This is a genomic window from Streptomyces sp. LUP30 (assembly GCF_001746365.1).
Taxonomy (GTDB): domain Bacteria; phylum Actinomycetota; class Actinomycetes; order Streptomycetales; family Streptomycetaceae; genus Streptomyces.
The window spans coordinates 191,561-213,941 of record NZ_MJAJ01000003.1; the positions used below are offsets into that span (position 1 = coordinate 191,561).

Genomic DNA, 22,381 nt, shown 5'->3' on the forward strand with positions numbered 1-22,381 from the left:
GCCGCTCAGCCCGCCGTCGTGCCGTCGCCGCCGTCCGCGAGGAACCGCTCGACCAGCGTGTCGTCCTCGCGAGCCTCCTTGCCGGTGATGTGCAAGACCGCCCCGTCGGGCCGCTTGACCACAATGGTGCGTTGAGGGATACGCGCAAGCCACACCTGCACCAGCGCGGCGACGAACGAACCGGCGCTCAGCAGCAGCCCGATGGTCTCGGCGGACGGGCCGCCCTTGTCGCCGGCCCCTGCCAGGCTGCCCGGTTCGGGCAGATCCAGCGTGGCCGCGGAGTCCGCCTCGGCGAGAGCGGCGAGCAGTTCGCGTGCGTCCTTGCGGGCGCGCAACGGGTCATCGTCGACGACGGAGATCCGGTATCCGCTGTGGTTGTCGGGCATGGCGTTCTTGTGCTCCCCCTGGGTCCACCGGCTCCTTGCCGGGCGAACGACACTAGCGTCCGCCACTGACACCGACGGTCCGATGCGCCACGCGGGCCCGGCCGTTGGCGTGAACACGATTGCCGATGGCCGGGTCTTGTGCGTCTCACGCCAGGCGCAGTTCCGCCCGGACCGTCTTGCCCGGCGCGCCGTCGCGAGGCGTGCCGGCCCAGCGGGTCGCCGGCCCCAAGACGATCAGCAGACCCCGGCCGGACTCCACGTCAGCCGTGTGTGCCACCGCGATGGACCGCGCGGCGCGCACGCTGGAGGGGACCTCACCCGTTCACCATGGGGTGCTCCACCGCCGTTGGCGGGAGCCGTCAGTGCGAAACAGAGCTCGCACGGCACACCTTTCCGGTCAGTGCCTTCTGCGGGGCGAAATGTCACTCCGGTGTCGGGTGGGGGTTCTCGGGGTGCCGTGAAGCGGACTGGGCGGGGGCGGTTCGCCGTGCCGCGTCGTTGGTTAGGGTGGTCGTGGCTCCCGGGTGGGCCGATTCCGATACGTCGGGGGGCGTTGGTGGGGACTGGACGACGGCAGACGACGGTCCGTGACGCTGTGCGGGCCGTTTCGACCGGCCGGTCGGCGTATCCGGCGTCGCCTCCGGCGCTGCGTGGGTCGCTCGGGCCGGTCGCGGGTCTCGCCGCGGTGGTGGTCGCCCTGCTCGGGGGTCTGTACGCCGGCGGGGGCGGGCCCGGGGGTGTGGACAGGTGGCTCAGCTCGCCCACGGCGGACAGTGTGCGACCGCCGTGGCGGCACCTCGCGCTGGCCCTGGACTTCCTGGGGGAGCCCCTGGGGTCCGTGCTGCTGGTCGCGGGCGTCGTGGCGGGCTGTCTGCTGCTCAGGCATCCTCGTGCGGCGGTGCTCGCCGTGACCGGCGCCGGTGCCGGCGTGGGGGTGGCGACGCTGCTCAAGCACCTGGTGGGGCGCACCATCCACGGCGACGGCAACCTGTCCTACCCGAGCGGTCACACCGCCTTCGCCACCGCGCTCGCCCTCGTGGTGGCGCTGCTGGCGACCGGCCGGCTCGGGCTCGGCAGGACGGCCGGCACGTCACTCGTGCTCGGCGCGGCGCTGGTCGCCGGCGCCGCCATGGGCTGGGCGGAGGTGGCCCTGGGCGCGCACTACCCGACCGACGCGATCGGCGGCTGGTGCACCGCGCTGGCGGTGGTGCCGGCGACCGGGTGGCTCGTCGACCGGACCGCTGACCGGACGGCTGAGCGGACCGCCGGCCGGGCGGCTGACCGCCGGAACGGGCGGGCGGCCGACGCCGGGCGCCCCGAGGGTCGCTGACGCCACGTCGGGCAGGTGGGGCCACCGCACGCACGCGACCCCGCCTCGCACCCTGTCACCTCACCGCACGCCACCCCGTTTCACACCGAGCGACGGAACACCGGCTTCACCGGGCGGCCGCCCTGCCAGGGGGTGGGGTCGCCACCGTCCAGGGCCTTTCGGTAGACCGCGCACGCCTGGGCCACCACGTCGACGGTGTGATCGATGTCGGCGTCGTCGAGGGCGCTGCTCACCACGAACGACGGGGCCAGCACGCCGCCCGCGAGGAGCCGGCGCAGGAACAGGGTGCGGTACTCCTGCGACGGCCGCAGGTTCTCGTCGAGGGTGGCGAAGACCAGGTTGCTGGCCCGGCCGCGGACGACGATGTGGTCGCCGACGCCCATGGCGTCCGCGGCGTCGCGGACGCCCGCGGCCAGCCGCTCGCCGAGGGCGTGCAGGCGTGCGGTGACTCCCTCTTCGACGTAGGTGTCGAGCACCGCCATCGCGGCCGCCAGGGAGTGCGTCTCCGCGCCGTGCGTGGTGGACAGCAGGAACACCCGCTCGCCGGTGTGGCGCAGCCCGCCCCGCTCCATCAGCTCGCGGCGCCCGGCCAGTGCGGAGACGGCGAATCCGTTGCCCAGCGCCTTGCCGAACGTGGACAGGTCGGGGACGACGCCGTACAGGCCCTGGGCGCCCGCCTCGGACCAGCGCAGGCCGGTGATCATCTCGTCGAAGACCAGTACGCAGCCGTGCCGGTCGGCCAGCTCGCGCAGGCCGGCGAGGTAACCCGGCGGTGGCTCGCTGTGGGTGGCGGGTTCGAGGATCAGGCAGGCGACCTCGTCGTGGTGGCGGGTGAGCAGCTCCTCCGTGGCGGCCAGGTCCCCGTAGGGGAACGTCACGGTGAGGTCGGTGGTGGCCGCCGGGATGCCGGCGGACATCGGTGTGGTGCCGATGAACCAGTCGTCGGTGGAGAAGAACGGATGGTCGGCGCAGAGGGCCACCAGCGGGCGCCCGGTGGCGGCGCGGGCGAGGCGCACCGCGGCGGTGGTGGCGTCGGAGCCGTTCTTCGCGAACTTGACCATCTCGGCGGTCGGCACCGTGGCCAGGAACCGTTCCGCGGCTTCGACCTCCACGATGGACGGCCGCACGAAGTTGCTGCCGCGGTCGAGTTCCCGTCGTACCGCCTCGGTCACGCGCGGGTGGGCGTGACCGAGACTGACCGACCGCAGGCCCGAGCCGTACTCGACGTAGCGGTTTCCGTCGACGTCCCACACGTGGGCGCCGCGGCCGTGGCTGATGACCGGGGCCAGGTTCTCGGGGTACTGGTCGTCGCCCTTGGCGTAGGTGTGCGCACCCCCGGGGATCATGGCGTGCAGCCGCTCGTTCGCCTGCTGGGACCGGGGCAGGAGGAGTTCTGCGGTGTCTGCGGTGTCTGCGGTGTCTGCGGAGTTCGCGGTGTATGGGGTGTCCACACCGACCTCAACTTTCTACTGTTGCTTCAGGACCTCGGCGAGGCTCGGCGCCTCCCGGTCCCGCTGGGACATCGAGGTGACCGGCAGCGGCCAAGGCACGGCGAGCTCCGGGTCGTCGAAGGCGATCGTGACGTCCTCGGCCGGGTCGTGCCGGCGGTCGATCCGGTACGAGACGTCGGCGGTGTCGGTCAGCGTCTGGAAGCCGTGGGCGCAGCCCGCCGGGATGTACAGGGTCAGCTGCGTCTCGTCGGACAGCTCGAAGGTGGCCAGGTTGCGGTAGGTCGGCGAGTCGGGGCGCAGGTCCACGACGACGTCGAAGATCCGCCCGTAGGAGCACCGCACCAGCTTGGCCTCGCCGGCACCGGAGCGCAGGTGCAGGCCGCGCAGCACGCCCCCCACCGACCGGGACAGGCTGTCCTGGACGAAGGCGTCCGGGTCGAGGCCCACCGAGCGGAACACGTCGGCGTCGAACGTGCGGCAGAAGAAGCCGCGTTCGTCGGCGTACGGCGTCGGCTCGAACAGATACGCGCCGGCGATCGCCGGGACCTCGGTCGCTTTCATTCCGGGCGCGTTCATGAGGTCTCCCGCAGGGCGTGGGCGTGGTCGGTCGTGGGGAACAGGGCCGCCGTCAGGGCGGAGAACTGGTGCTGCAGGCGCCCGGCGGCGATCAGGTTCCGCTCGGCGAGGGTGCGCCGCACGTCCGCCGAACCCTTCTCCAGCTCGCGGAACTGCTCCAGGAGGCGGTCCGCGTCGACCTCGCGAGCCGGGTGGCAGAACGCGCCCACCCCCATGTCGGCCATGAGCGCCTCGCTCTTCGCGGCGTAGCTGACCGCGAGGGTGGGTGTGCCGGCCTTCAGCGCGCAGATCAGGTTGTGGTACCGGGTCGCCACCACGGTGTCGGCAGCAGCCGCCTCCCGCATCAGGTCGGCCAGCGACGCCGCCTCGGCGTCCGTGACCAGCGGCGAGTCCACCGCGTCGAGGATCGCGGCGACCACCGGCGCATCGCACGCGTCGCCGGTGAGCAGCCGGACCGGTCTGCCGTCCTCGACCAGCGCGCGGACGAAGCGGATCGTGCCGTCGAGGTAGCGCCGGTGGATCTCCTCGGCCCGGGCGCGGTCGTCGTCGCCGCCGTGGAAGGCCATGACGCCCACGCAGACCCGGCCCGGCGGGCCCTCGGGCGCGCTCGCCGGCGGCGTCGGCAGGGCGAACGCGAGGTCCGGGTGGACCTCGTCGTGCGCGGTGTCCACGCCCATCGCCCGCAACGCGTCGCGGGACGGGGCGTCCCGGTACGACCGGTAGGCGGCCAGCCGCGCCGACCAGCGCACCAGGGTGCGGGTCGCCCGGTTGCCGATCCCGGCGGCGCCGACGCCGACCAGCGCGACCCTGGCGCCGGACAGCCGGCCGGTCGCGCAGAGCAGGAACAGCGCGTACGGGAAGCCCCACGGCCGCAGCGGCAGCGTGGCCTCCAGGACGCCCATGCCCGGCACGATCACCACGTCGTGCCGGCGCACCCAGGCGGCGGTGCGGAAGACGTCGAGCAGTTTGCCCAGGCCCTTGCCCGCGACCGCGCCCGCGCGCGACGCGGTCCGGTACTCCCCGCGGTACCAGTGCAGCCGTGTCGCGGGGATCCCGTACCGGGCCGAGACGACTTCCGGTCCGCCGCACAGCGCGTCCACGACCGCCTCCGGGTGCTCGGCGCGAAGGTATCCGAGCACGGCCTCCAGCGACCCGTCGTTGCCGAGGTTGCCGGAGCCGAGCAGGCCGAACACCCCGACGCGCACGGCAGTCGCGTCGGTCGCCCTCGCGGCGGCCGTCATGCCTGCCTCCCCTCCCGGCCGGCGACCAGGGCGTCGACGCTGACGTCGAGCCGGGCCGGATCGACCGGGGCGCGGTCCTCGACCCGCTCGCCGGCGCCCGGCCGGGCGCGGCTGGTCATCCACGCGGCCAGGTGCCGGTAACACGCGCGCCGGTCGGCCGCGGACAACGGCGCCCGCCGGATCGCCGAGGCGAAGCCCCAGACGTACTCGGCGAGCAGCCGCGGCGTCGGGTGCAGCCGGCCCGCCCGGCGCGGGTCCAGGTTGACGCACCGCGAGCGCTTGCTCGGGTTCGCCCGCTCGGCGCGGTTGGGGTGGTCGCGGCGGAAGTACAGCAGCTCCGGCACCTGGTGGAAGGGCCCGTGCAGGGTGATCTCGGCGACGTACGTGCGGTCCGCGTGGTGGTAGCTGTCCATCGGCTTCACCCGGCGCAGCACGTCGGTCCGCATCACCCCGTAGAAGTCGTCGCCGCCGGGCTCGAACAGCAGACTGCGGAAGCGCTCCGGCGCGTGCGGCGAGTCGGTGGCGAGGGTGTACTCGTAGGGGACCTTCACCCGGCCGTCGCCGTCGATGACCGCCTGGCCGCTGTGGGCGAGGATCATGTCCGGCCGCTCGTCCAGCGCCTCGACGCAGCGCCGCAGCAGGTCCCGGCCGTACAGGTCGTCGTGCGAGGCCCACTTGAACAGCTCGCCGCGGGACTCGGCGAGCACATGGTTGTGGTTCGGGGTGGCGCCGATGTTCCGGGGCAGCCGCAGGTACCGGATGCGCGAGTCCTTCGCGGCGTACCGGCGGCAGACGTCCTCGGTCCCGTCGGTCGAGGCGTTGTCGGAGACGATCAGCTCGAAGTCCTCGTAGGTCTGGCCGAGCAGGGCGTCGAGCGACTCGGCCAGGTACTCCTCGCCGTTGTACACGGGCAGGCCGATGCTCAGCCTGGGTCTGTCGGTCATGAGGTCCTCACTTCGGGAACGGGTTCGGGGCGCCGCTCGCCCAGGGCGGACCGCAACTGCAGCCACCACACGGCCGAGCCGCTGACGGTCGCGGCGGCGGCGCCCCAGGCCGAGCCGACCGTGCCGGCCAGGACCGCCCCGCCGAGTCCGCCGCCGACGTAGCAGACGGAGGCGAACAGCTGGGAGCGCAGGCTGCGCCGGGCCGCGCCGAGCGCGCGCAGCCCGGCCGCCGCGCCGGTGCCGAGGCCCGCGCCCGCCACGCCGAGGGTGATCGGCACGACGAGCTGCGCGGCGGAGTGCCAGACCGCGCCGAGTGCGAACTCGCCGAACCGGTCCGGCATCAGCAGCAGCGCACCGCCCCAGCACAGCGCGCCGATGGCCTGACCGCCGCCGAGCAGGAGGCAGAACGTGCCGAGGCGGTGCGGGGCCCGCCGCAGCACCCGTGCCGCCTCCGGGACGGTGACCAGGGACAGCCCCATCAGCACGGCGAGAAACGGGCCCATCAGGAGCTCGGCGCCCCGCACGGCGCCCACCGCGCCGACGCCGACGATCGCGCCGAGCCCGTACGCCCGCAGCTGGCTCGCGCCGCTGAGACTGACGTTCTCGACCAGGTACCGGTAGCCGAGGTCGCGCTGCTCGCGCAGCCAGCCGCGCGCCCCGGCCGGCCGGGGCCGGATGCCGGACTGCAGGCAGCCGTACGCCGCGGCCACCGCGGCGGACGCGCCCCACGCGAGGACGAAGGCGGCCACGCTGCCCACATGGGCCGCCACGACCATGGCCGGCACGAGCGCGACGCCCCACACGAGGTCGTTCACGAACGCCTTGCGCCCGGCGCCGGCGGCGAAGAACGAGAACCGCCAGGCGTCCTGCAGCAGCAGCCCCGGCAGCATGACGCCGAGGCAGGCGAACGCGGGCCCCACCCGGCCGCCGAGAGCGAGACCGACCACGAGACAGGCCGCCCCGAGGGCGGTGCCGACGCCGAGCGCGGTGCCCGACGACCGGGCCACCGCCCCGCGCCAGGACGCGTCCGACGCGCCGCTGAAGCGCACCACGAGCGGGTCGGTGGCCAGCCCGCGGGAGACGTTGAGCACCACGCCGTAGGTCACCCAGGCCAGGCTGAACACGCCGAACGCGGTCACCCCCAGCGAGCGGGCCACATAGATGCCCACCGCGAAGTTGGAGATGCTGGAGGCCGCCTGGTCGGCCAGTCCCCAGGACAGCCGGCCGAGGAGGGCGCGCCTGGCGGATCCGGCGGGCGGCGCCGTCGTCCGCGGATCCTCCCCCTCGGTGGTCATCGGCTTCACGCCTTGATCAGCTCGGCGTCGTGCAGGGCGTCGGCCGCGGCGGCGACGGCGGCGAACGGCAGCCCGGCCCGCTCGGCGACGTCCAGCAGGGTGTGCTCGCCGTCGGAGAGGCTCAGCACCCAGAGCATGGCCATCTGGGCCTGTTTCGCGTCGCTGCGGCCGCCGAGCGAGTCGTACAGCCCGCGCCGGCCCAGCTGCGGTTCGCCGTACGGGCTGAGGTTGACGTACGTCCGGTTGCGGTCGAGGACGGCGAACGCCTCGCGGCAGACGGCGAGGGTGTCCTCCATCGCCTCGGGTGCGACGAAGTCCAGGTTGTCGGCCGAGGTGTGGTACTCGGGGTACCCCGCGTAGGGGGTCCGGCTGAGCGAGCCCACGCCGAGATCGAACCCGGGCGAGCAGTACTGCCGCTCGTCATAGCCGTACGGAGTGAACTCGGTGATGCGGTGCGGGCGTTCGGAGGCTGCCAGCACATGCCGCAGCACCCGGTCGATCTCCGCGTCGCCGCGCCTGCTCCGCTTGTACGTCAGCCGGCCCGGGTCGCCGGCGCAGGCCAGCACGAGGCCGTGCGCGACCCGTTGCACCCGTTCCGCGTTGCGGGCCAGCCAGGTGATCGCCCCGATGGTGCCGGGCGCGAAGATGAACCGGTAGGTGTAGTACGGCGTCTCCTCCGCCAGCGCCCGCGCCAGGAACACGGCCACCGCGACGCCGGCCAGGTTGTCGTTGGCCAGCGAAGGGTGGCAGACGTGGCAGGAGACGATGACCTCGTCGGCGACCTGCCCGGGGACCACGTGCTCGGCGTAGGTGAGGTGGCCGTCGGCGAGCGTGGAGTCGATGCGCACCTCGTACTCGCCGTCCGGCATCGAGTCCAGGGTGTCCTGGGACAGGCAGAACCCCCACTCCGGCCGGTAGTAGCTGGTGCGGTACGGCACCCAGGACGGGTGGTCCGGCAGGGTGTGCAGATGTGGCCGCAGCTCGGCCAGCGGCATCGTCGCCGACACCGGCACGCTGTAGCCGAGCACATGCAGGCTGGACGCGGCGAAGTCGACGACCCGGCGTCCGGAGCCGTCGGCGATGTACGCGTCCCGGATGTTCCACTCCTGCGGCACCGTCCAGTCGAGGACCTGCGTCCCGGTCGGCACCTCGTGCACCTGCAGCGGGACGTACTCGCCGACGATGTCCAGGGTCGCGCGCACCCCGTCGCCGGTGATGCTCCGGCACAGCGGGTACATCCGCTCCACCAGCGCGTACATCTCCTCGCCGGGCGTGGTCACGGGCGCCACCGCAGGGTGTCGTCGACCGCGCCCGCGTCGGACGCCGCGCGCAGCACGGCCAGCCGGGTGAAGCGCTGCTCGAAGGCCTCCCGGGTCAGCCCGTGGGTGCGGTAGGCGTCGGCGAGTTCGAGCGCGCCCCGCTTCACCGTCCACTCGCAGTCGAAGCCGGGCACGGCGGCGCGGAACCGGGAGAAGTCCACCCGGTAGGACCGCGGATCGGCCCCGTTCTCCCCGGTGATCACCACCTTGGAGCCGGGGACCGCCTCGGCGACCTGTCCGGCGATCTCGGCGACCGTGACGTTGTTGACCTCGCTGCCGATGTTGAACGCCCGGTCGTGCACCGCCTCGTGGGGCGCGACCAGCGCCGCCGCGAAGGCCCGGGCGATGTCGGCGGCGTGCACCAGGGGGCGCCAGGGCGTGCCGTCGGAGAGCACGAGGACCTCACCGGACAACAGGGCGTGCCCCACCAGGTTGTTCAGCACGATGTCGGCGCGCAGCCGGGGCGAGTAGCCGAAGGCGGTGGCGTTGCGCATGTACACCGGGCTGAAGTCGCCGTCGGCGAGCGCGTGCAGGTCGTCCTCCACCCGCACCTTGGACTCCGCGTACGGCGTCACCGGGCGCAGCGGGGCGTCCTCGGCGACGAGTTCGTCGCCGCCGGCGGCGCCGTAGACCGAGCAGGTCGACGCGTACAGGAAGCGTCGCACTCCGGCGTCACGGGCCAGCCGGGCCAGCCGCACGGACGCGTGGTGGTTGATGTCGTAGGTGAGCTCCGGCGCCAGCGATCCCAGCGGGTCGTTGGACAGCGCGGCCAGGTGGATCACGGCGTCCACCCCGGCCACCTGTTCGGCCGTGACGTCACGCAGGTCCACCCGGTGGCCCCGCGGGTCCGCGGGCTTCGGGCCCAGGACGCAGTCGGCGAACAGGCCGGCGTCGAGGCCGACGACCTCGTGGCCCGCGGCCGCGAGCACGGGGGCCATCACGGTGCCCAGGTATCCCTGGTGTCCCGTCAGCAGTACGCGCACAGTTCATTCCCCCAGGTCGAGAGTGAGTTTGGTGACGGCGAACGCCTCGGCGTAGCGCGCGTGGCATTCGATTCCGCGGATCCGGGCAAGACCGAGGAACGCCTCCCGGTCGTACCAGGGCCGGTGCCGCTGCGAGGGGTAGTGCTCCTGCAGCAGCCGCACCTTCCGCTCGGCGACCTCGTCCGACAGCGGCTGGTACGCCGTCGGGCGGCCGAGGTCGCCGTCCCACTTGACGATCTCGTAGCCGAGCACGAGATGGTCGCGGAACGCGGTGGGTATCAGCTGCGCCAGACCGCGGTGGTCCTGGTGCGCGTCGTCGGTGCGCGGGGCGAGGATCAGGTCCGGCTCGGTCCTGCCGCGCAGCTCCTCGACCGCGGCCTTGGCCTCGTCCCAGTACACCGGCAGCCGGCCGTCCGGCAGCTTGTGCACGGTCAGCCGCAGGTCGGCCCCCGGGCAGAACGCGGCGAGCGCGGCCTGCTCCTCCTGCTCGCGCTCGCTGCCGCCGCCGGAGAGCACCAGCGCGTCGACGCGGATGCCCGGCCGGGCCAGGCACAGCGTCAGCAGCGTGCCGCCGGCGCCGATGGCGATGTCGTCGCAGTGCGCGCCCACCGCGACGATCCGGTCGGGGCGTCCGGCCCCGAGCCGTATCACGCGGTCCTCGTCGCGGCGGCCGACGCGGCGCCGTCGCGTTCCCACACGGCCCACGGGCGATCGCCCCGGGCGTAGGCCTCGTCGAGCGCGGCCCGCTCCTTCACGGTGTCGGTCGGCTTCCAGAAGCCGCGGTGCTGGTGCGCCACCAGCCGCCCCTGCTTGGCCAGTTGGGCGCACCCGTCGGCGACCAGGTCCCCGTTCTCCGGGATGTGGTCGAAGATCTCCTGGCGGAGCACGAAGTAGCCGCCGTTCTCCCACAGCGGCAGCTGGCTCACCGCGGTGATGCCGCCCACCAGGCCGTCCTCGCCCAACTCCACGCAGTGGAACGAGGACTGCGGCGGCACCACCATCATCGACGCACCGGCGTCGCGCCGGGCGAACCGGTCGATCATCTCGGGCAGCGGGGCGTCGGTGAGCACGTCGGCGTAGTTGGCGAGGAACATCTCGTCGCCGTCCAGATGGTGCCGCACCCGGCGCAGCCGCTCCCCGATCGGCGACTCGACGCCGGTCTGCACGAACGTGACGGTCCAGTCCGAGATGTCGGTGGACAGCAGCTCGGTCCGCCCGCCGCGCAGCACGAAGTCGTTGGACGTCGTCTCCTCGTAGTTGAGGAAGAAGTCCTTGATGTGGTGGGCCCCGTACCCGAGGCACAGGATGAACTCCGTGTGCCCGAAGTGCGCGTAGTAGCGCATGACGTGCCAGATCAGCGGCCGGGGGCCGACCATCGCCATCGGCTTGGGCACGTCGTCGGAGGCTCCGTTGCGCATCCGCATCCCGTATCCGCCGCAGAACAGTACGACCTTCATGACGCGACCTCGACGATGCTCAGTTCCGGTATGGGAAAGACCAGTCGGCCGCCCCATTCGTGCACGAAGGACAGCTGCTCGACCAGCTCGGCCCGCAGGTTCCACGGGAGGACGAGGACGTAGTCCGGTTTGTCGGCGGCGATCTGCTCCGGCGGCAGGATCGGGATGCGGGTGCCCGGAGTGAACCTGCCGTGCTTGTAGGGGTTGCGGTCGACCGTGTACGGGAGCAGGTCGGGCCGGACGCCGCAGTGGTTGAGCAGGGTGTTGCCCTTGCCCGGGGCGCCGTAGCCGACGACCGTCTCACCGCGCTCGGCCGCCTCGATGAGGAACTTGAGGAGGTCCCGGCGCACCTTGGCCACCCGGGCGGAGAACTCGGTGTACCCCGACAGCTCCTGAAGACCGGCGGCCTTCTCCCGGTCCAGCACGTCGGTCACCCGCGCGGAGGGCTCGCCCGCCGCCTCGGCCGGCCGGGCCCACAGCCGGATCGAGCCGCCGTGCGTGGGCAGCAACTCGACGTCCACCAGCGCGAGTCCGCCGCTCTCCAGCGCCCGGATCGCGGAGGCGACCGTGTAGTACTGGAAGTGCTCGTGGTAGATCGTGTCGTACTGGTTCTCCTCGATCAGGGTCAGCAGGTGCTGCACCTCGATCGAGACCCAGCCGTCGTCGGCGACCAGGGCGCGCAGCCCCCGGGTGAACCCGACCACGTCGGGGATGTGCGCGTACACGTTGTTGGCCACGACCAGGTCCGCCGGGCCGTGCTCGGCGCGGACGCCGGCGCCCGTGGCCGGGTCCAGGAACGCCGTGAGCGTGGGCACGCCCGCGTCCCGCGCCGCGGCGCCGACGTTCACCGAGGGTTCGACGCCGAGGCAGCGGATCCCGCGGTCCCGTACGTGCTTCAGCAGGTAGCCGTCGTTGCTCGCGACCTCGACCACGAAGGCGTCGGCCCCCAGGCCCAGCCGTCGAACGGAGTCGGCGACGAACGTGCGCGCGTGCTCCACCCAGGAGGTCGAGTAGGACGAGAAGTACGCGTACTGCGTGAACGTCTCCTCCGGCGTGATCAACGGGGGGATCTGCGCGAGCCAGCACTCGGTGCAGACCCGCAGATGCAGCGGGTACGCCGGCTCGGGCCGGTCCAGTTGGTCCGCGGCGAGGAAACTCTCGCATGGTGGCGTCGCCCCGAGATCGACGACGCTCGCCATCGCTTCCGAGCCGCAGAGTCGGCATCGTGTCATGTGCTGTCCCCATCCCCCCTGCTCGCACGGGTGTCCCCGCCTCGAGCCGGTGCTGACCGCCCCGCGATCGCGGTGCGGTACCCCTCCACCAGGCGCTCCAGCCCGACAGCCGGGCTGAAGTCCTGCTCGTATCGGCGCCGGGCCGCCTGTCCCATCTCCCGGTTGCGCGCCGGATCGGCGGTGATCCGACGCAGGCACGAAGCGAGCGAGGCGGCCTCGCCCGGCCGGTGCAGCAGCCCGGTCACCCCGTCCTCGACGAGTTCGACGAAGGCGCCGTGAGCGGCGGCCACGGTCGGCACCCCCGCAGCCATCGCCTCCACGACCACCAGGCCGAACGCCTCCAGCCACGTCGAGGGCGCCACCACGGCGACCGACCGCTCGACGGCCTGCCGGCACTGCGCCGCGTCGTACAGACCGACGTAGCGCACGTCGTCGCGGCCCGCCGCCCAGGCGGTCACCTCCCGCTCCAGCGGCCCCGTGCCGGCGATCACGAGCGGCACGCCCGGACCGCCCTCGGCGGCGACCTCGTCCCATGCGGCCATGAGCAGCCGTACGCCCTTGGCCTCCGCGAGCCGGCCCAGATAGAGCAGATGCTCGCCGGCGCCCGCTCGGCAGCCGCCCGGGTCGGGCACGAAGTTGTGCTTCACCGCCAGCCGCTCCGACGGCATGCCGGACCGCACCAGGACGTCGCGTTGCGCCGCGGAGATGCAGAAGAACCGCTCCACGCCGGACCACCACCGCCGCCGGTTGACCGCCAGGCTGACCGCGAGCGGCACCGTCGCCAGCCGGGAGCCGCGGTAGCAGCCGTGCCGCACGGCGGGCAGCGGCGTGGACCCGACGCACTCGGTGCACGGCCGGCCGTCGCGCTGCAGCGTGCCCGGCGGACAGACCTGGGTGTAGTTGTGCAGCGTGGCGACGGCGGGCACGCCGGCGTCGGCGCACGCGGCCAGCACCGCGGGGGACAGGAGCGGGAAGACGTTGTGGACGTGCACCACGTCCGGCCGCTCGGCGCGCAGCCGGGCGGCGAGCTCCGCACGGACCGCCGGGTTCCACGGCACCAGCAGCGGCACCGCGACCTTGCCCGGCAGGGACCGGGCGGCGATGTCGTCGCTGCGCCGCTCGAACAGCTCGACCCGGTGGCCGGCCTCGCGCAGCAGCGCCACCTCCTGGTCGACGACCTTGTTCTCCCCGCTCGGCTGGGCCGAGGCGTAGCGGTTGTGCACCACGAGGACGTGCATGCTCAGTTCACCTCCGATGTACGGGCCCAGCGCGGGGCGGGTCGTCGACGGATCTCGGGCGTCGACGGGGGAGCGGTCTCGGCGGGCGCCGCCAGCAGCGAGGCGGCCACGGCCAGATGCAGCAGGTACGGCGAGGCGTCGCCCAGCCCGGCCTCGGTGTACGACGCGATCGCGCAGTAGCTGATCAGGAAGATCGCGCAGGCCCTCGACAGCGACGGCGGCCGCAGCAGTGCGACGCCGCCCAGCACGATGATGATCGCCGCCACCAGGGCGATGCCGGTCACGCCCTGCTCGTTGTAGACGGCCAGCCAGCTGTTGTCGATCGGCAGCCCGCCGTACGACTTGTCGCCCAGACCCGTGCCGAACAGGTGCTGCGAGGTCGTCCGGGGCGCCGCCAGCAGGGCGTTCCAGACCTTGGCCCGGCCGGTGAGGCTGGAGAAGTTCTCCTGGCTCTGCCCGCGCAGGAACCACGCCTGGAGCGCGGAGCTGAACCCCACGGCGGCGACCGCGGCGCACAGCACCGCCCAGGAGAAGACCCGGCGGGCGGCTGCGCTCGTCAGGACGAGGGAGGTGATCGCCAGCACCAGCGCGATGATCAGGCCGAGCGTGGCCGTGCGGGTATGGGTCAGCGCGAGCAGGACGAGGGAGGGCACGATGACCACGGCCGCGCTGGTCCGGTCGGTGCGGCGGCCCAGGAGAAGCAGCACGGTGAGCCCGATGATCACCGCTGCGTACTGGCCGATCTGTGGCGGGGTGAGCGGCCACAACGCTCCCACCAGCCGCCCGCCGTACAGGTCGGGCAGGGCGGCGCCCGGGGAGACGACCAGACCGGCGGCCACCGAGGCGAGCACCGCGAAGTACATCCGGATGTGGTGCCGGACGAACGTCGTGCCGCCGTCCCACCAGCGGCTGAGCAACCACAGCGTGCCGACGAAGAGAGCCAGCCGGCCGCAGCGGAACAGCGCGCCGAGCCCGGCCCCCTGGTCCACGCTGGAGATCAGGCTCGGCACCAGCAGCAGGGTCAGCAGGAACACGTAGGCGCTGGCCCGCAGGCGCACCCGGGGGTTGACCAGGAGCGCCAGCGCGAACGCGGCGGCCAGGGAGCCCATGGTGACCATCTGGATGAGCGAGCGGGGCAGCGGGACGATGGTCACCGCCCCGGCGGAGCCCAGGGTGTTGAGGACGAGCAGCCCCCAGACCGCCCCGACGATCTTCGACGTGTGGTTCGTGCGGGTGTCCGCGGACCTCATCTCAACCACCGTCCCCGGGACGCAGGGTGCTGCCCGCGTCCTGCCGGTACGGCGAGCCCCGCCACTTCTCGAAGCCGAGGGTCCGGCTCGCGTCGTGGACGACGAAGGTCCACGGTCCGACGTAGACGTTGTCGTGCCAGCGGTTGTGCTGCCGGCCGGTGATCGCCTCGGCCACCCGCTCGCCCTGATAGGGCGACCAGTCCGGATAGGTGCCGTAGTTGGACAGCACCGCCATCCGGTCGCACATCACCGTGCAGCGCATGACGGACTTGTCCAGCACGAAGCGGTTGTCGTGGACGTCCACCCGCTGGGTCTTCCACCGGCAGTCGGAGTACAGCGGTGCTCCGGCGATCGCGGGCTGCACGCAGCGGCCGGTGTTCTTCACCAGCAACGTGCACTCACCGGAGGAGGTGTTGGCAGGGCTGTTGCAGAACCGGTCGGCGTTCTCCCACAGGGTGATCCCGGACCAGTTGTCCTCCAGCACGTTCCGGTAGACGTCGATCTTGTCCGTGCGGGCCCGGATCCGCGGTTCGCCGCCCGACTCGGAGAGGTAGACGGTCGCGAGCGGGAAGGTGTCGCCCGCGGCTGCGGAGGCGCGGCCCTCGACCCAGTTGTTGCGCCGGATCGTGTTGTCGCGGACGACCGCGTTGTAGCTGATCTCGTAGATCAGCGCCGCGCCGTCGTTGTCCTCGATCAGGTTGCCCTCGATGAGGAAGTCGTTGTTGTTGGTGTCCGCCCACAGCCCGGTTCCCCGGTTGTCGTGCACCCAGTTGCCGCGTACGTCCGCGCCGTCGACGGCCCAGAACTTGACGCCCCCGCTGCAGCCGCAGTCCGGCCGAAGGCGCTCCCAGTCGTCCGTGTTGTTGCCCGCGATCTCGTTGCCCTCGACGACCAGGTCGTTCACGCCGCCGTCCTTGTACGCGTTCATTCCGTACTGGCCGTTGTCGCGCAGGCAGCTGGCGCGGACCTGCTGGCGGGAGCCGGCCATCAGCCCGGCGCCGGAGTTGTCCCGGATCGTCGTGTGCTCGATCACCCATCCGTCGGCCGAGTCGTGGTTGACGACGCCCTCGTCGCGGGGCGCGACGAACCTCTGCACGGTCAGGTAGCGGATGGCGACGTCGCTCGCGGCGCCGCCGAACGCGTAGTGGTTGCTCCTGCGGCCGTCGAGCACCGCGCCCGGCGCGCCGACGTAGACGTCGCCCTCCTTGGGGATCACCTGGTCGTAGCGGTCCGACATGAGGGTGTGCGTGCCCGGCCGCAGCCAGAAGGTGGTGTGCGCGGGGCTGCTCTCGGTCTTCGCGGCCAGGTCGCCGGGCACCGCGGGGTCGACCGTCACCGCGCCCGGCGGCGCCTTCGCCGGTCCGGCGGCGGGCTTGGCGCACACGCGGGCCAGGGGCTTCGAGGGCGCGGCGGACGTGGAGGGCGCCGCGGTCGGTCTCGGCGTCGCGTCCGTCGTGCCGCCGTCACAACCGGTCGTCGCCGCCAACGCCAGCGCCAGTGCTGCCGCCGGCAGCGCCCGGTGCCGCCACTTGATCCCCACGCGCCCTCCCCCCTCCCTAACCCTGGAACCTGAGCACGGTGGTGAAGCCCTCCGTGCCGTCGGTGAAGCCGGCGCCGACCAGCGTGGTGGCGGGTTCTCTGCGCCCGAATCCGGCGGAGTACCAGCCCAGCGGCGGTGCGCTCGCCCCGCGATGCGCCGTCCAGGACAGCTGCCCGGGCAGGTCGAGCTCCGCGGAGCGGTCCTCGCCGTCCCGCGTCCAGGTGAGCACCGCCCGGTTCCCCGTCAGCTCGGCGGTGACCGCCGGGCCGAGGTGGAACGCCAGGCGCACGGCCCGGCGCGGGCCGCCGTGCACCTCGTCGACCACCGTCAGCTCCCGGCTCGCGGACGCCAGCTCGACCCGGCGCCGGTGCACCGAGGGCCGGTAGCCGTCGTGCTCGGCGGCCCAGCGGACCGTCCCCCCGCCGGAGGCGCCGGACGTGTCCGCGACCAGGACCCGGCTGCGGGCCTGCCGCGTCCACAGGAACGGGCCGCCGGAGGCGGACTGGTCGGCGCCGTCCAGCTCCAGGGTGTTGTGGCCGAGCGTCGAGCGGAAGTAGCGCCGCCACTCGGGCTGGCCGTGGTAGCAGAACGTCCCCGGGTCGGCGAGCACGTCGACCCCGTCGTGCCGGACCTCCACGGACAGCGCGTCCGCGTGGGCGTGCGCGGCGATCGACAGGAACCCGTGCGGACCGCCGTCGCAGCGGCACCAGATCCCGCCCGGTCCGCGCAGGACGGTCATGCCGGCGTCGGCGAAGTGCGCCGGGCGGCTCGCCGGGCGGGACACCGCCGACGCGGCCGCGCCCTTGGCGTACGGCCGGACGAGCGCGGCCAGCAGCGGGGTGCGCACATCGGCGCCGGTCACCGCAGGCCACCAGTCGAGCCGGCTGAACACGGCGTCCCCGGTGGCCAGCAGCGAGGCCCAGCGGTCGGTGTCCGGACCGTCCACGACCAGGCCGTGCCCGTCGTCCGCGTCCCCCTGACGCGGCGGCCGCAGCCGGTCGTCCACGACGGCCGCGAGCGCGTCGGTCATCCGCAGCAGCACCAGCCGCACCGACGCGGGCACCGCGACGCCCGCGGCATCGGCCTCGGCCACCGCGGCCAGGCCGAGCTCCAGGACCAGCCCGTGGTACTCGGTGGCCAGCTCGCGGTTGAGGCCGGAGCCGAAGGTGTTGGCGCGCAGCTGCCGTTCCAGCGACCGCAGCGCGTCGGCCCGCCAGCGCGGCGAGGACGGGAACCAGCCGAACGCGCAGGCCGCGGCGAACTGCCCGGCGGCCTCGGCGACGACGTGGTTGTTCGCCGACGACCCCCGGCTGGGGAAAGCGGCCAGCCAGCGCTGGTGGTGCCAGATCTGTTCCAGCGCCGCCGGGTTGTCCTCGAACAGGGCGGCCGCGCCCGGCCAGCCGTCGAGCAGCCGGCGGATCCACACCCAGGACAGCAGCCGGATCCCCAGCTCGATGCCGCTGGTCCAGTGCACCCCGCGCAGCGGCGTGTTGGCCGCCCACCACGACCGCAGGTGCGCGGCCACCCGCTCCGCGTACCGCTCGTCCCCGGTGACCGCGTAGGCGGCGGCGAGGACGGTGAGGTACTGGTGCCGCGACGGCTCCCAGATCTGCTTGATGTCGCCGACCGCTTCCTCGTCGCGGTACGGCACGTCGAAGGCGTAACCCCACGGGGCACGGCGCCCGGTCTTCGGGTCGTGGCACCAGTCCGGGTCGGCCATGTCGTCGCGCGCCACACCGAAGAACACGGCGTGCCCGGACATCAGCCGGTCCGCCTCGCCGACGAGGCGTTTCACGGCGTCCGGCTCCACCGCGGCGACCGTGCCCGCGGGCAGCACCGCGGTGAACCGGACGCCGCTCACGCGCGGCGCGTCCGGCGGCGCGGACCGCCACCGCCGCCTGCGCAGCGTGTCGCCCGCCCGGCCGCCGACCTCCCGCGGCCCCATCCGGGACAGCCGCCGCAGGTACCAGCCCGGGCTCCCCGAGCTCACCGTCATCGCGACCGCGCCAGCGTCACGGGCGCGCCGCCGGCCAGCGCCGTCTGCACGGCGAGGGTGGCCGCCGTGGTGGCGACCAGCGACTCCAGCGGCACCGGCATCGGGCCGCCGGTCCGCACCGCCCGCACGAACGCGGCCAGTTCGGCGGACTGGCCCTTGTCCCGTGCCTTGGGCAGTCGCGAACTGACCCACCGCTTACGGCTGTGGACCGACGCGCGGACGAAGTCGTCGAGCCGCAGCACCTTGCCGTCCGCGACGAGGTCCAGCGTCTCCTTGGGGAACCCGGACGCACCGGTGGTGACATAGCTGATCGTGGCCGTCGACCCGTCCGGGTAACCCAGCACGACCTGCACGTCCTCGTTGCCGGGCGTGGCGACCGCGTACACCGAGACCGGATCGGCGCCGAGGAGCCAGCTCGCCGTGTCGACGAAGTGGCCGCCCTCGCCCGCGAACCGCGAGCCCTCGGTGCCCTGCCGCAGGTACCAGCTGCCGTGGTCGAGGCGGCCGGCGTTGACGAGGTAGCGCAGGCTCGCCGGGCCGGTCCGGACGCCGAACTGCTTCTTGGCCTCCTGCAGCAGCGGCGCGAACCGCCGGTTGAAGCCCACCTGGAGCCGGTCGTTGCCGGACTCCTCCACCGCAGCGAGGACGTCTGCCAGCTCGTCCTGGTCGAGCGCCAGCGGCTTCTCCACGAACACCGTCTTGCCGGCCAGCAGCGCCTTGCGGGTCAGTTCGGCGTGCGAGCTGTGCCGGGTCACGACGAACACCGCGTCGACCGACTCGTCGCCGAGCACGGCGTCGAGATCGGTGGTCGCCCGGGCGAAACCGAACTTGCGCTGCGCGTTGGCCGCGGACAGCGCCGTCGTGGTGACGACCGTCGACAGCTCGACGCCCTCGCGCTGCGAAAGGTGCGGCAGCAGCATCGACGTCGCATAGTTGCCCGCGCCGACGAACGCGAGACGCACCGGCGACTTGACGGCCCGGGCCGGGGCGGGCGCCGCGCCGCCGGAGCGCCGGACCGCGGGCACGGTCACCGCCGCCGGGGCCTCCGTCCCGGGTGCCGCCTCCGGCTGCCCGGGGTACCCGAACAGCACGGCCACGGCCTTGAGTTCGCCGTCCTTCAGCCGCCGGTACGTCTCGACGGCGTCGTCGAAGTCGGCCACATGGGAGATGAGGGGCTCCACGTCGACGCGGCCGCGGGCGGCCAGGTCGAGGAAGCACGCCAGGTTGCGGCGCTCCGTCCAGCGCACGTAGCCGATCGGGTAGTCCCGCCCCTCCAGCTCGTACGACGGGTCGTAGCGCCCGGGGCCGTAGCTGCGGGAGAACCGTACGTCGAGCTCCTTCTCGTAGTACGCGTTCCACGGCAGGTCCAGCCGGCACTTGCCGATGTCCACGACCCGGCCGCGGTCCCGGCTCAGCCGGGCCGCCAGCTCGACGGGCTGGTTGCTGCCGCCGCCGGCCGCCAGGTACACCTGGTCCACGCCGTGCCCGCCGGTGAGTTCGGCGACGGCGCCCTCCACGGCCGCCGAACCGGGATCGCCGCAGGCCGCCGCGCCCAGCCGCTCGGCCAGCTCACAGCGCGTCGGGTCGGGGTCGGCCCCCACGACCAGGACCCCGGAGGCCGCCAGCAGCTGCACCACCAGCTGCCCGATCAGCCCGAGGCCGACGACCAGCGCCACCTCGCCGAGCCGCGACTCGCCCTGGCGGACGCCCTGCAGCGCGATCGACCCGACGGTGCCGAAGGCCGCGTGCCGGGGCGCGAGGCCGTCCGGCACCGGGGCGTAGAGGTTCTTCGGCACCCAGTTCAGCTCGGCGTGCAGCGCGTGCTCGTTACCGGCGCAGGCCACCAGGTCGCCGGCCTTCACGTCGTCGATGCCGGCGCCGACCTGCTCGACCACCCCGCACAGCGAGTAGCCCAGCGGCGTGTAGGAGTCCAGCTTGCCCATCACCTTGCGGTAGGTGGCGGGCACTCCGTTGGCGGCGACGCTCTGCACGACCTTGGCCACCTGGTCCGGCCGGGAGCGGGCCTTGCCCACCATCGACATGCCCGCCTCGGAGACCTTCATCAGCTCGGTGCCGGTCGAGATCAGCGAGTAGGCGCTCCGGACCAGCACACCCCCCGGCTTGCACCCCGGCGCCGGCACGTCGAGCAGGGCCAGCTCGCCGCTCTTGTAGTTCTGCACAACCTGTTTCACCCGAAGTCCTCTTGTCTCTACGCCGTCAGGGTGCGGTCCGGCCCGACCCGGAGGTCGCGCCGCGATACCAGTACTCGAGGGTCAGCACATGCCACAGATGCTTGGAGTGGTCCCGGTGTCCGGCGGCGTCCTCGGCGACGAGCCGTTGCAGCGCCTCGCGGCGCAGGAACCCGGAACGGACGAGCACGCCGTCGTTGACGACCTCGCGCACCAGCGGCGCCAGATCGCGGCTCATCCAGGCCCGCAGCGGGGCGCTGAACAGGCCCTTGGGCCGGTACACGATCTCCCGGGGCAGGATCGAGCAGGCCGCCTCCTTCAGGACGGCCTTGCCCTGCCGTCCGACGATCTTGCGGTCGCCGGGCACGGCGAACGCGGCCTTCACCACGTCGACGTCCACGTACGGCACCCGCACCTCCGTCGACGCGGCCATGCTCGACCGGTCGGTGTAGGCGAGGTTCAGGCCCGGCAGGAACATCCGGGAGTCGCCCAGGCACATGCGGTTCACGAAGTCGTCGAGGTCGTTGTCCTGGTAGACGTCCGCGTGCTCGGTGAGCACGTCGTCGACCGTCCCGGCCAGGTCCGGATCGATCAGGGCCAGCAACTCGTCCTGGTCGTACATGGTGTAGCTGCGCCGGAACGCGGTCTCCTCCGGCAGATCGGCGAAGGACAGGAACCGCTTCGCGAAGCGCACCGACCGGTACCCCCGGCGGGCCGAGGCGACCGGCAGCCGGTCCACGGCCGCGGACAGGCCGCGCCGCAGCGGCCGCGGGACGCGCTGGTAGCGCACGGCGAGCAGGTTGGCCAGGTGCTTGCGGTACCCGGCGAACAGCTCGTCGGCGCCCATGCCCGAGAGCATCACCTTCACCCCGGCCTCCCGGGCGGCCGAGCAGATCAGGAACGTGTTGATCGCGGCGGGGTCGCCGATCGGCTCGTCCAGGTGATACGTCATCCGCGGCAGCAGGTCGAGCACGTCCGGGGCGATCTCGATCTCGTGCAGGTCGACGCCGAACCGCTCGGCCACCTGCCGGGCGTAGCGCAGGTCGTCCGGCATCGCCTCGAACCGGGCGTCCTCGGCGCGGAACCCGATCGTGTAGGCGGAGATCCCGGGCCGGTCGCGCGCCGCCAGCGCGGTCAGGTAGCTGGAGTCGAGACCGCCGGACAGGAAGGTCGCCACGGGCACGTCGGAGAGCAGATGACGCCGGGTCGACTCCTCGACGACGGCCGCGATGTCCGGCCGTTCCCCGCTGCGGGCGCGCTCCGCGCCCTCGGCGGCGACGTCCCGCAGGTTCCAGAACCGGCCGCGCTCCACCCGGCCGTCGGGCCGGCACCGCAGCCAGGTCCCCGGCGGCAGCTTCTCCGCCTCGCGGAACGCGCACCGCGAGTCCGGCACCCAGTAGTAGAGCAGGGACGCCACCAGCGCCGCGTGGTCCACCTCCAGCGATCCGCCGGTCACGGCGGCCAGCGCCTTCAGCTCGGAGGCGAACACCAGCCCCTCGCCTCGGCGGAGCAGGAACAGCGGCTTGATGCCGAGCTGGTCTCGGGCGAGCACCAGGTCCCCGGTGCGCTCGTCGAAGATCCCGAACGCGAACATGCCGCGCAGCCGGGGGAGACAGTCGGTGCCCCAGCGCCGCCAGGCCTCCAGCAGCACCTCGGTGTCGGAGGTGCCGCGGAAGCGCACCCCGGCGGCCGCCAGTTCGGCACGCAGCTCGGGCGCGTTGTACAGCTCGCCGTTGTAGGTCAGGACGAGGCCGTCCGAGACCATCGGCTGGGCGCCCGTCTCGGACAGGTCGACGATGGCCAGCCTGCGGTGCCCGAGCTGCACCTCGCCGTTGCCGAGGGCGTGGCCGTAGCGGCCCGCCCCGTCCGGACCGCGGTGGGCGAGGGTCTCGGTGAGCCGGTCGGTCACGGCCTTCCCGTCCGGCCACCGGTATGTGCCTGCGATGCCACACAT

The 22,381-nt window shown here is 73.2% G+C and carries 19 protein-coding genes; 1 reads left to right on the forward strand and 18 read right to left on the reverse strand.

All coding sequences use genetic code 11. The features are described 5' to 3' along the window. Positions 1-5: 5 nt before the first annotated feature. Positions 6-386 carry a hypothetical protein gene (locus BG482_RS04355; protein ID WP_069767498.1) on the reverse strand — a complete coding sequence of 127 codons (381 nt, stop codon included), beginning with the start codon at positions 384-386 and terminating at the stop codon, positions 6-8. A 145-nt stretch (positions 387-531) separates the two neighbouring features. Further along, the gene (locus BG482_RS42335; RefSeq protein WP_370745744.1) at positions 532-687 is read right to left on the reverse strand and encodes a hypothetical protein; all 156 of its coding nucleotides are present in this window, start codon (positions 685-687) and stop codon (positions 532-534) included. 294 nt (positions 688-981) lie between these two features. Here BG482_RS42335 and BG482_RS04360 point away from each other — a divergent pair, with 294 nt between their 5' ends. Continuing rightward, entirely contained in the window at positions 982-1,716 is a 735-nt protein-coding gene (locus BG482_RS04360; protein WP_069767499.1) for a phosphatase PAP2 family protein, read from the forward strand. A gap of 80 nt (positions 1,717-1,796) precedes the next feature. On the opposite strand, the gene BG482_RS04365 is transcribed toward BG482_RS04360, so the two are convergent. The 16 genes from BG482_RS04365 to asnB are packed head-to-tail and all read right to left on the reverse strand — an operon-like array spanning position 1,797 to position 22,381. Then, positions 1,797-3,167, reverse strand: a complete 1,371-nt coding sequence (locus tag BG482_RS04365; RefSeq protein WP_079141570.1) for a glutamate-1-semialdehyde 2,1-aminomutase — start codon at positions 3,165-3,167, stop codon at positions 1,797-1,799. Positions 3,168-3,182: 15 nt separating this feature from the next. Further along, positions 3,183-3,728, reverse strand: a complete 546-nt coding sequence (gene rfbC, locus BG482_RS04370; RefSeq protein ID WP_069767500.1) for a dTDP-4-dehydrorhamnose 3,5-epimerase — start codon at positions 3,726-3,728, stop codon at positions 3,183-3,185. 11 nt (positions 3,729-3,739) lie between these two features. Further along, positions 3,740-4,984: a polysaccharide pyruvyl transferase family protein gene (locus BG482_RS04375; RefSeq protein ID WP_069767501.1), complete on the reverse strand. Its 1,245-nt coding sequence runs from the start codon at positions 4,982-4,984 to the stop codon at positions 3,740-3,742. Then, positions 4,981-5,928, reverse strand: coding sequence for a glycosyltransferase family 2 protein (locus BG482_RS04380; protein ID WP_069767502.1), 948 nt, complete (start codon positions 5,926-5,928; stop codon positions 4,981-4,983). The genes BG482_RS04375 and BG482_RS04380 overlap by 4 nt, the downstream gene beginning before the upstream one ends. Beyond that, positions 5,925-7,223: a hypothetical protein gene (locus BG482_RS04385; protein ID WP_069767632.1), complete on the reverse strand. Its 1,299-nt coding sequence runs from the start codon at positions 7,221-7,223 to the stop codon at positions 5,925-5,927. Before BG482_RS04385 ends, BG482_RS04380 begins: the two co-directional genes overlap by 4 nt. A gap of 5 nt (positions 7,224-7,228) precedes the next feature. Further along, a complete protein-coding gene (locus tag BG482_RS04390) occupies positions 7,229-8,512 on the reverse strand; it encodes a DUF4910 domain-containing protein (RefSeq protein WP_069767503.1) in 1,284 nt (427 codons plus the stop codon). Continuing rightward, positions 8,500-9,525, reverse strand: a complete 1,026-nt coding sequence (locus BG482_RS04395) for an NAD(P)-dependent oxidoreductase (RefSeq protein WP_069767504.1) — start codon at positions 9,523-9,525, stop codon at positions 8,500-8,502. The genes BG482_RS04390 and BG482_RS04395 overlap by 13 nt, the downstream gene beginning before the upstream one ends. Before the next feature lie 3 nt (positions 9,526-9,528). Then, positions 9,529-10,176: a PIG-L deacetylase family protein gene (locus tag BG482_RS04400; protein ID WP_069767633.1), complete on the reverse strand. Its 648-nt coding sequence runs from the start codon at positions 10,174-10,176 to the stop codon at positions 9,529-9,531. After that, complete coding sequence (locus BG482_RS04405) at positions 10,173-10,982, reverse strand: glucose-1-phosphate cytidylyltransferase (RefSeq protein WP_069767505.1); 810 nt, start codon at positions 10,980-10,982, stop codon at positions 10,173-10,175. Before BG482_RS04405 ends, BG482_RS04400 begins: the two co-directional genes overlap by 4 nt. Further along, positions 10,979-12,214, reverse strand: a complete 1,236-nt coding sequence (locus BG482_RS04410) for a class I SAM-dependent methyltransferase (protein WP_069767506.1) — start codon at positions 12,212-12,214, stop codon at positions 10,979-10,981. Before BG482_RS04410 ends, BG482_RS04405 begins: the two co-directional genes overlap by 4 nt. Further along, a complete protein-coding gene (locus BG482_RS04415) occupies positions 12,211-13,452 on the reverse strand; it encodes a glycosyltransferase (RefSeq protein ID WP_069767507.1) in 1,242 nt (413 codons plus the stop codon). The genes BG482_RS04410 and BG482_RS04415 overlap by 4 nt, the downstream gene beginning before the upstream one ends. Before the next feature lie 2 nt (positions 13,453-13,454). Continuing rightward, the gene (locus tag BG482_RS04420; RefSeq protein WP_069767508.1) at positions 13,455-14,702 is read right to left on the reverse strand and encodes a hypothetical protein; all 1,248 of its coding nucleotides are present in this window, start codon (positions 14,700-14,702) and stop codon (positions 13,455-13,457) included. Between the two features lies 1 nt (position 14,703). Beyond that, positions 14,704-16,242, reverse strand: coding sequence for a right-handed parallel beta-helix repeat-containing protein (locus BG482_RS04425; RefSeq protein ID WP_069767509.1), 1,539 nt, complete (start codon positions 16,240-16,242; stop codon positions 14,704-14,706). 16 nt (positions 16,243-16,258) lie between these two features. Continuing rightward, positions 16,259-18,238 carry an alginate lyase family protein gene (locus tag BG482_RS04430; protein WP_069767510.1) on the reverse strand — a complete coding sequence of 660 codons (1,980 nt, stop codon included), beginning with the start codon at positions 18,236-18,238 and terminating at the stop codon, positions 16,259-16,261. Further along, positions 18,235-20,430, reverse strand: a complete 2,196-nt coding sequence (locus tag BG482_RS04435) for a bi-domain-containing oxidoreductase (RefSeq protein WP_079141571.1) — start codon at positions 20,428-20,430, stop codon at positions 18,235-18,237. Before BG482_RS04435 ends, BG482_RS04430 begins: the two co-directional genes overlap by 4 nt. A 25-nt stretch (positions 20,431-20,455) precedes the next feature. Then, positions 20,456-22,381 (reverse strand): asparagine synthase (glutamine-hydrolyzing), encoded by a 1,926-nt coding sequence (gene asnB, locus BG482_RS04440; RefSeq protein WP_069767512.1) that lies wholly within the window; start codon positions 22,379-22,381, stop codon positions 20,456-20,458.

What these genes read in the sequence shown, in the direction of transcription:
- BG482_RS04355 (WP_069767498.1), bottom strand. Translation starts at nt 386, where the DNA reads ATGCCCGACAACCACAGCGGATACCGGATCTCCGTCGTCGACGATGAC.
- rfbC (WP_069767500.1), bottom strand. Translation starts at nt 3,728, where the DNA reads ATGAAAGCGACCGAGGTCCCGGCGATCGCCGGCGCGTATCTGTTCGAG.
- BG482_RS04375 (WP_069767501.1), bottom strand. Translation starts at nt 4,984, where the DNA reads ATGACGGCCGCCGCGAGGGCGACCGACGCGACTGCCGTGCGCGTCGGG.
- BG482_RS04380 (WP_069767502.1), bottom strand. Translation starts at nt 5,928, where the DNA reads ATGACCGACAGACCCAGGCTGAGCATCGGCCTGCCCGTGTACAACGGC.
- BG482_RS04385 (WP_069767632.1), bottom strand. Translation starts at nt 7,223, where the DNA reads ATGACCACCGAGGGGGAGGATCCGCGGACGACGGCGCCGCCCGCCGGA.
- BG482_RS04405 (WP_069767505.1), bottom strand. Translation starts at nt 10,982, where the DNA reads ATGAAGGTCGTACTGTTCTGCGGCGGATACGGGATGCGGATGCGCAAC.
- BG482_RS04410 (WP_069767506.1), bottom strand. Translation starts at nt 12,214, where the DNA reads ATGACACGATGCCGACTCTGCGGCTCGGAAGCGATGGCGAGCGTCGTC.
- BG482_RS04415 (WP_069767507.1), bottom strand. Translation starts at nt 13,452, where the DNA reads ATGCACGTCCTCGTGGTGCACAACCGCTACGCCTCGGCCCAGCCGAGC.
- BG482_RS04420 (WP_069767508.1), bottom strand. Translation starts at nt 14,702, where the DNA reads ATGAGGTCCGCGGACACCCGCACGAACCACACGTCGAAGATCGTCGGG.
- BG482_RS04430 (WP_069767510.1), bottom strand. Translation starts at nt 18,238, where the DNA reads ATGACGGTGAGCTCGGGGAGCCCGGGCTGGTACCTGCGGCGGCTGTCC.
- asnB (WP_069767512.1), bottom strand. Translation starts at nt 22,381, where the DNA reads ATGTGTGGCATCGCAGGCACATACCGGTGGCCGGACGGGAAGGCCGTG.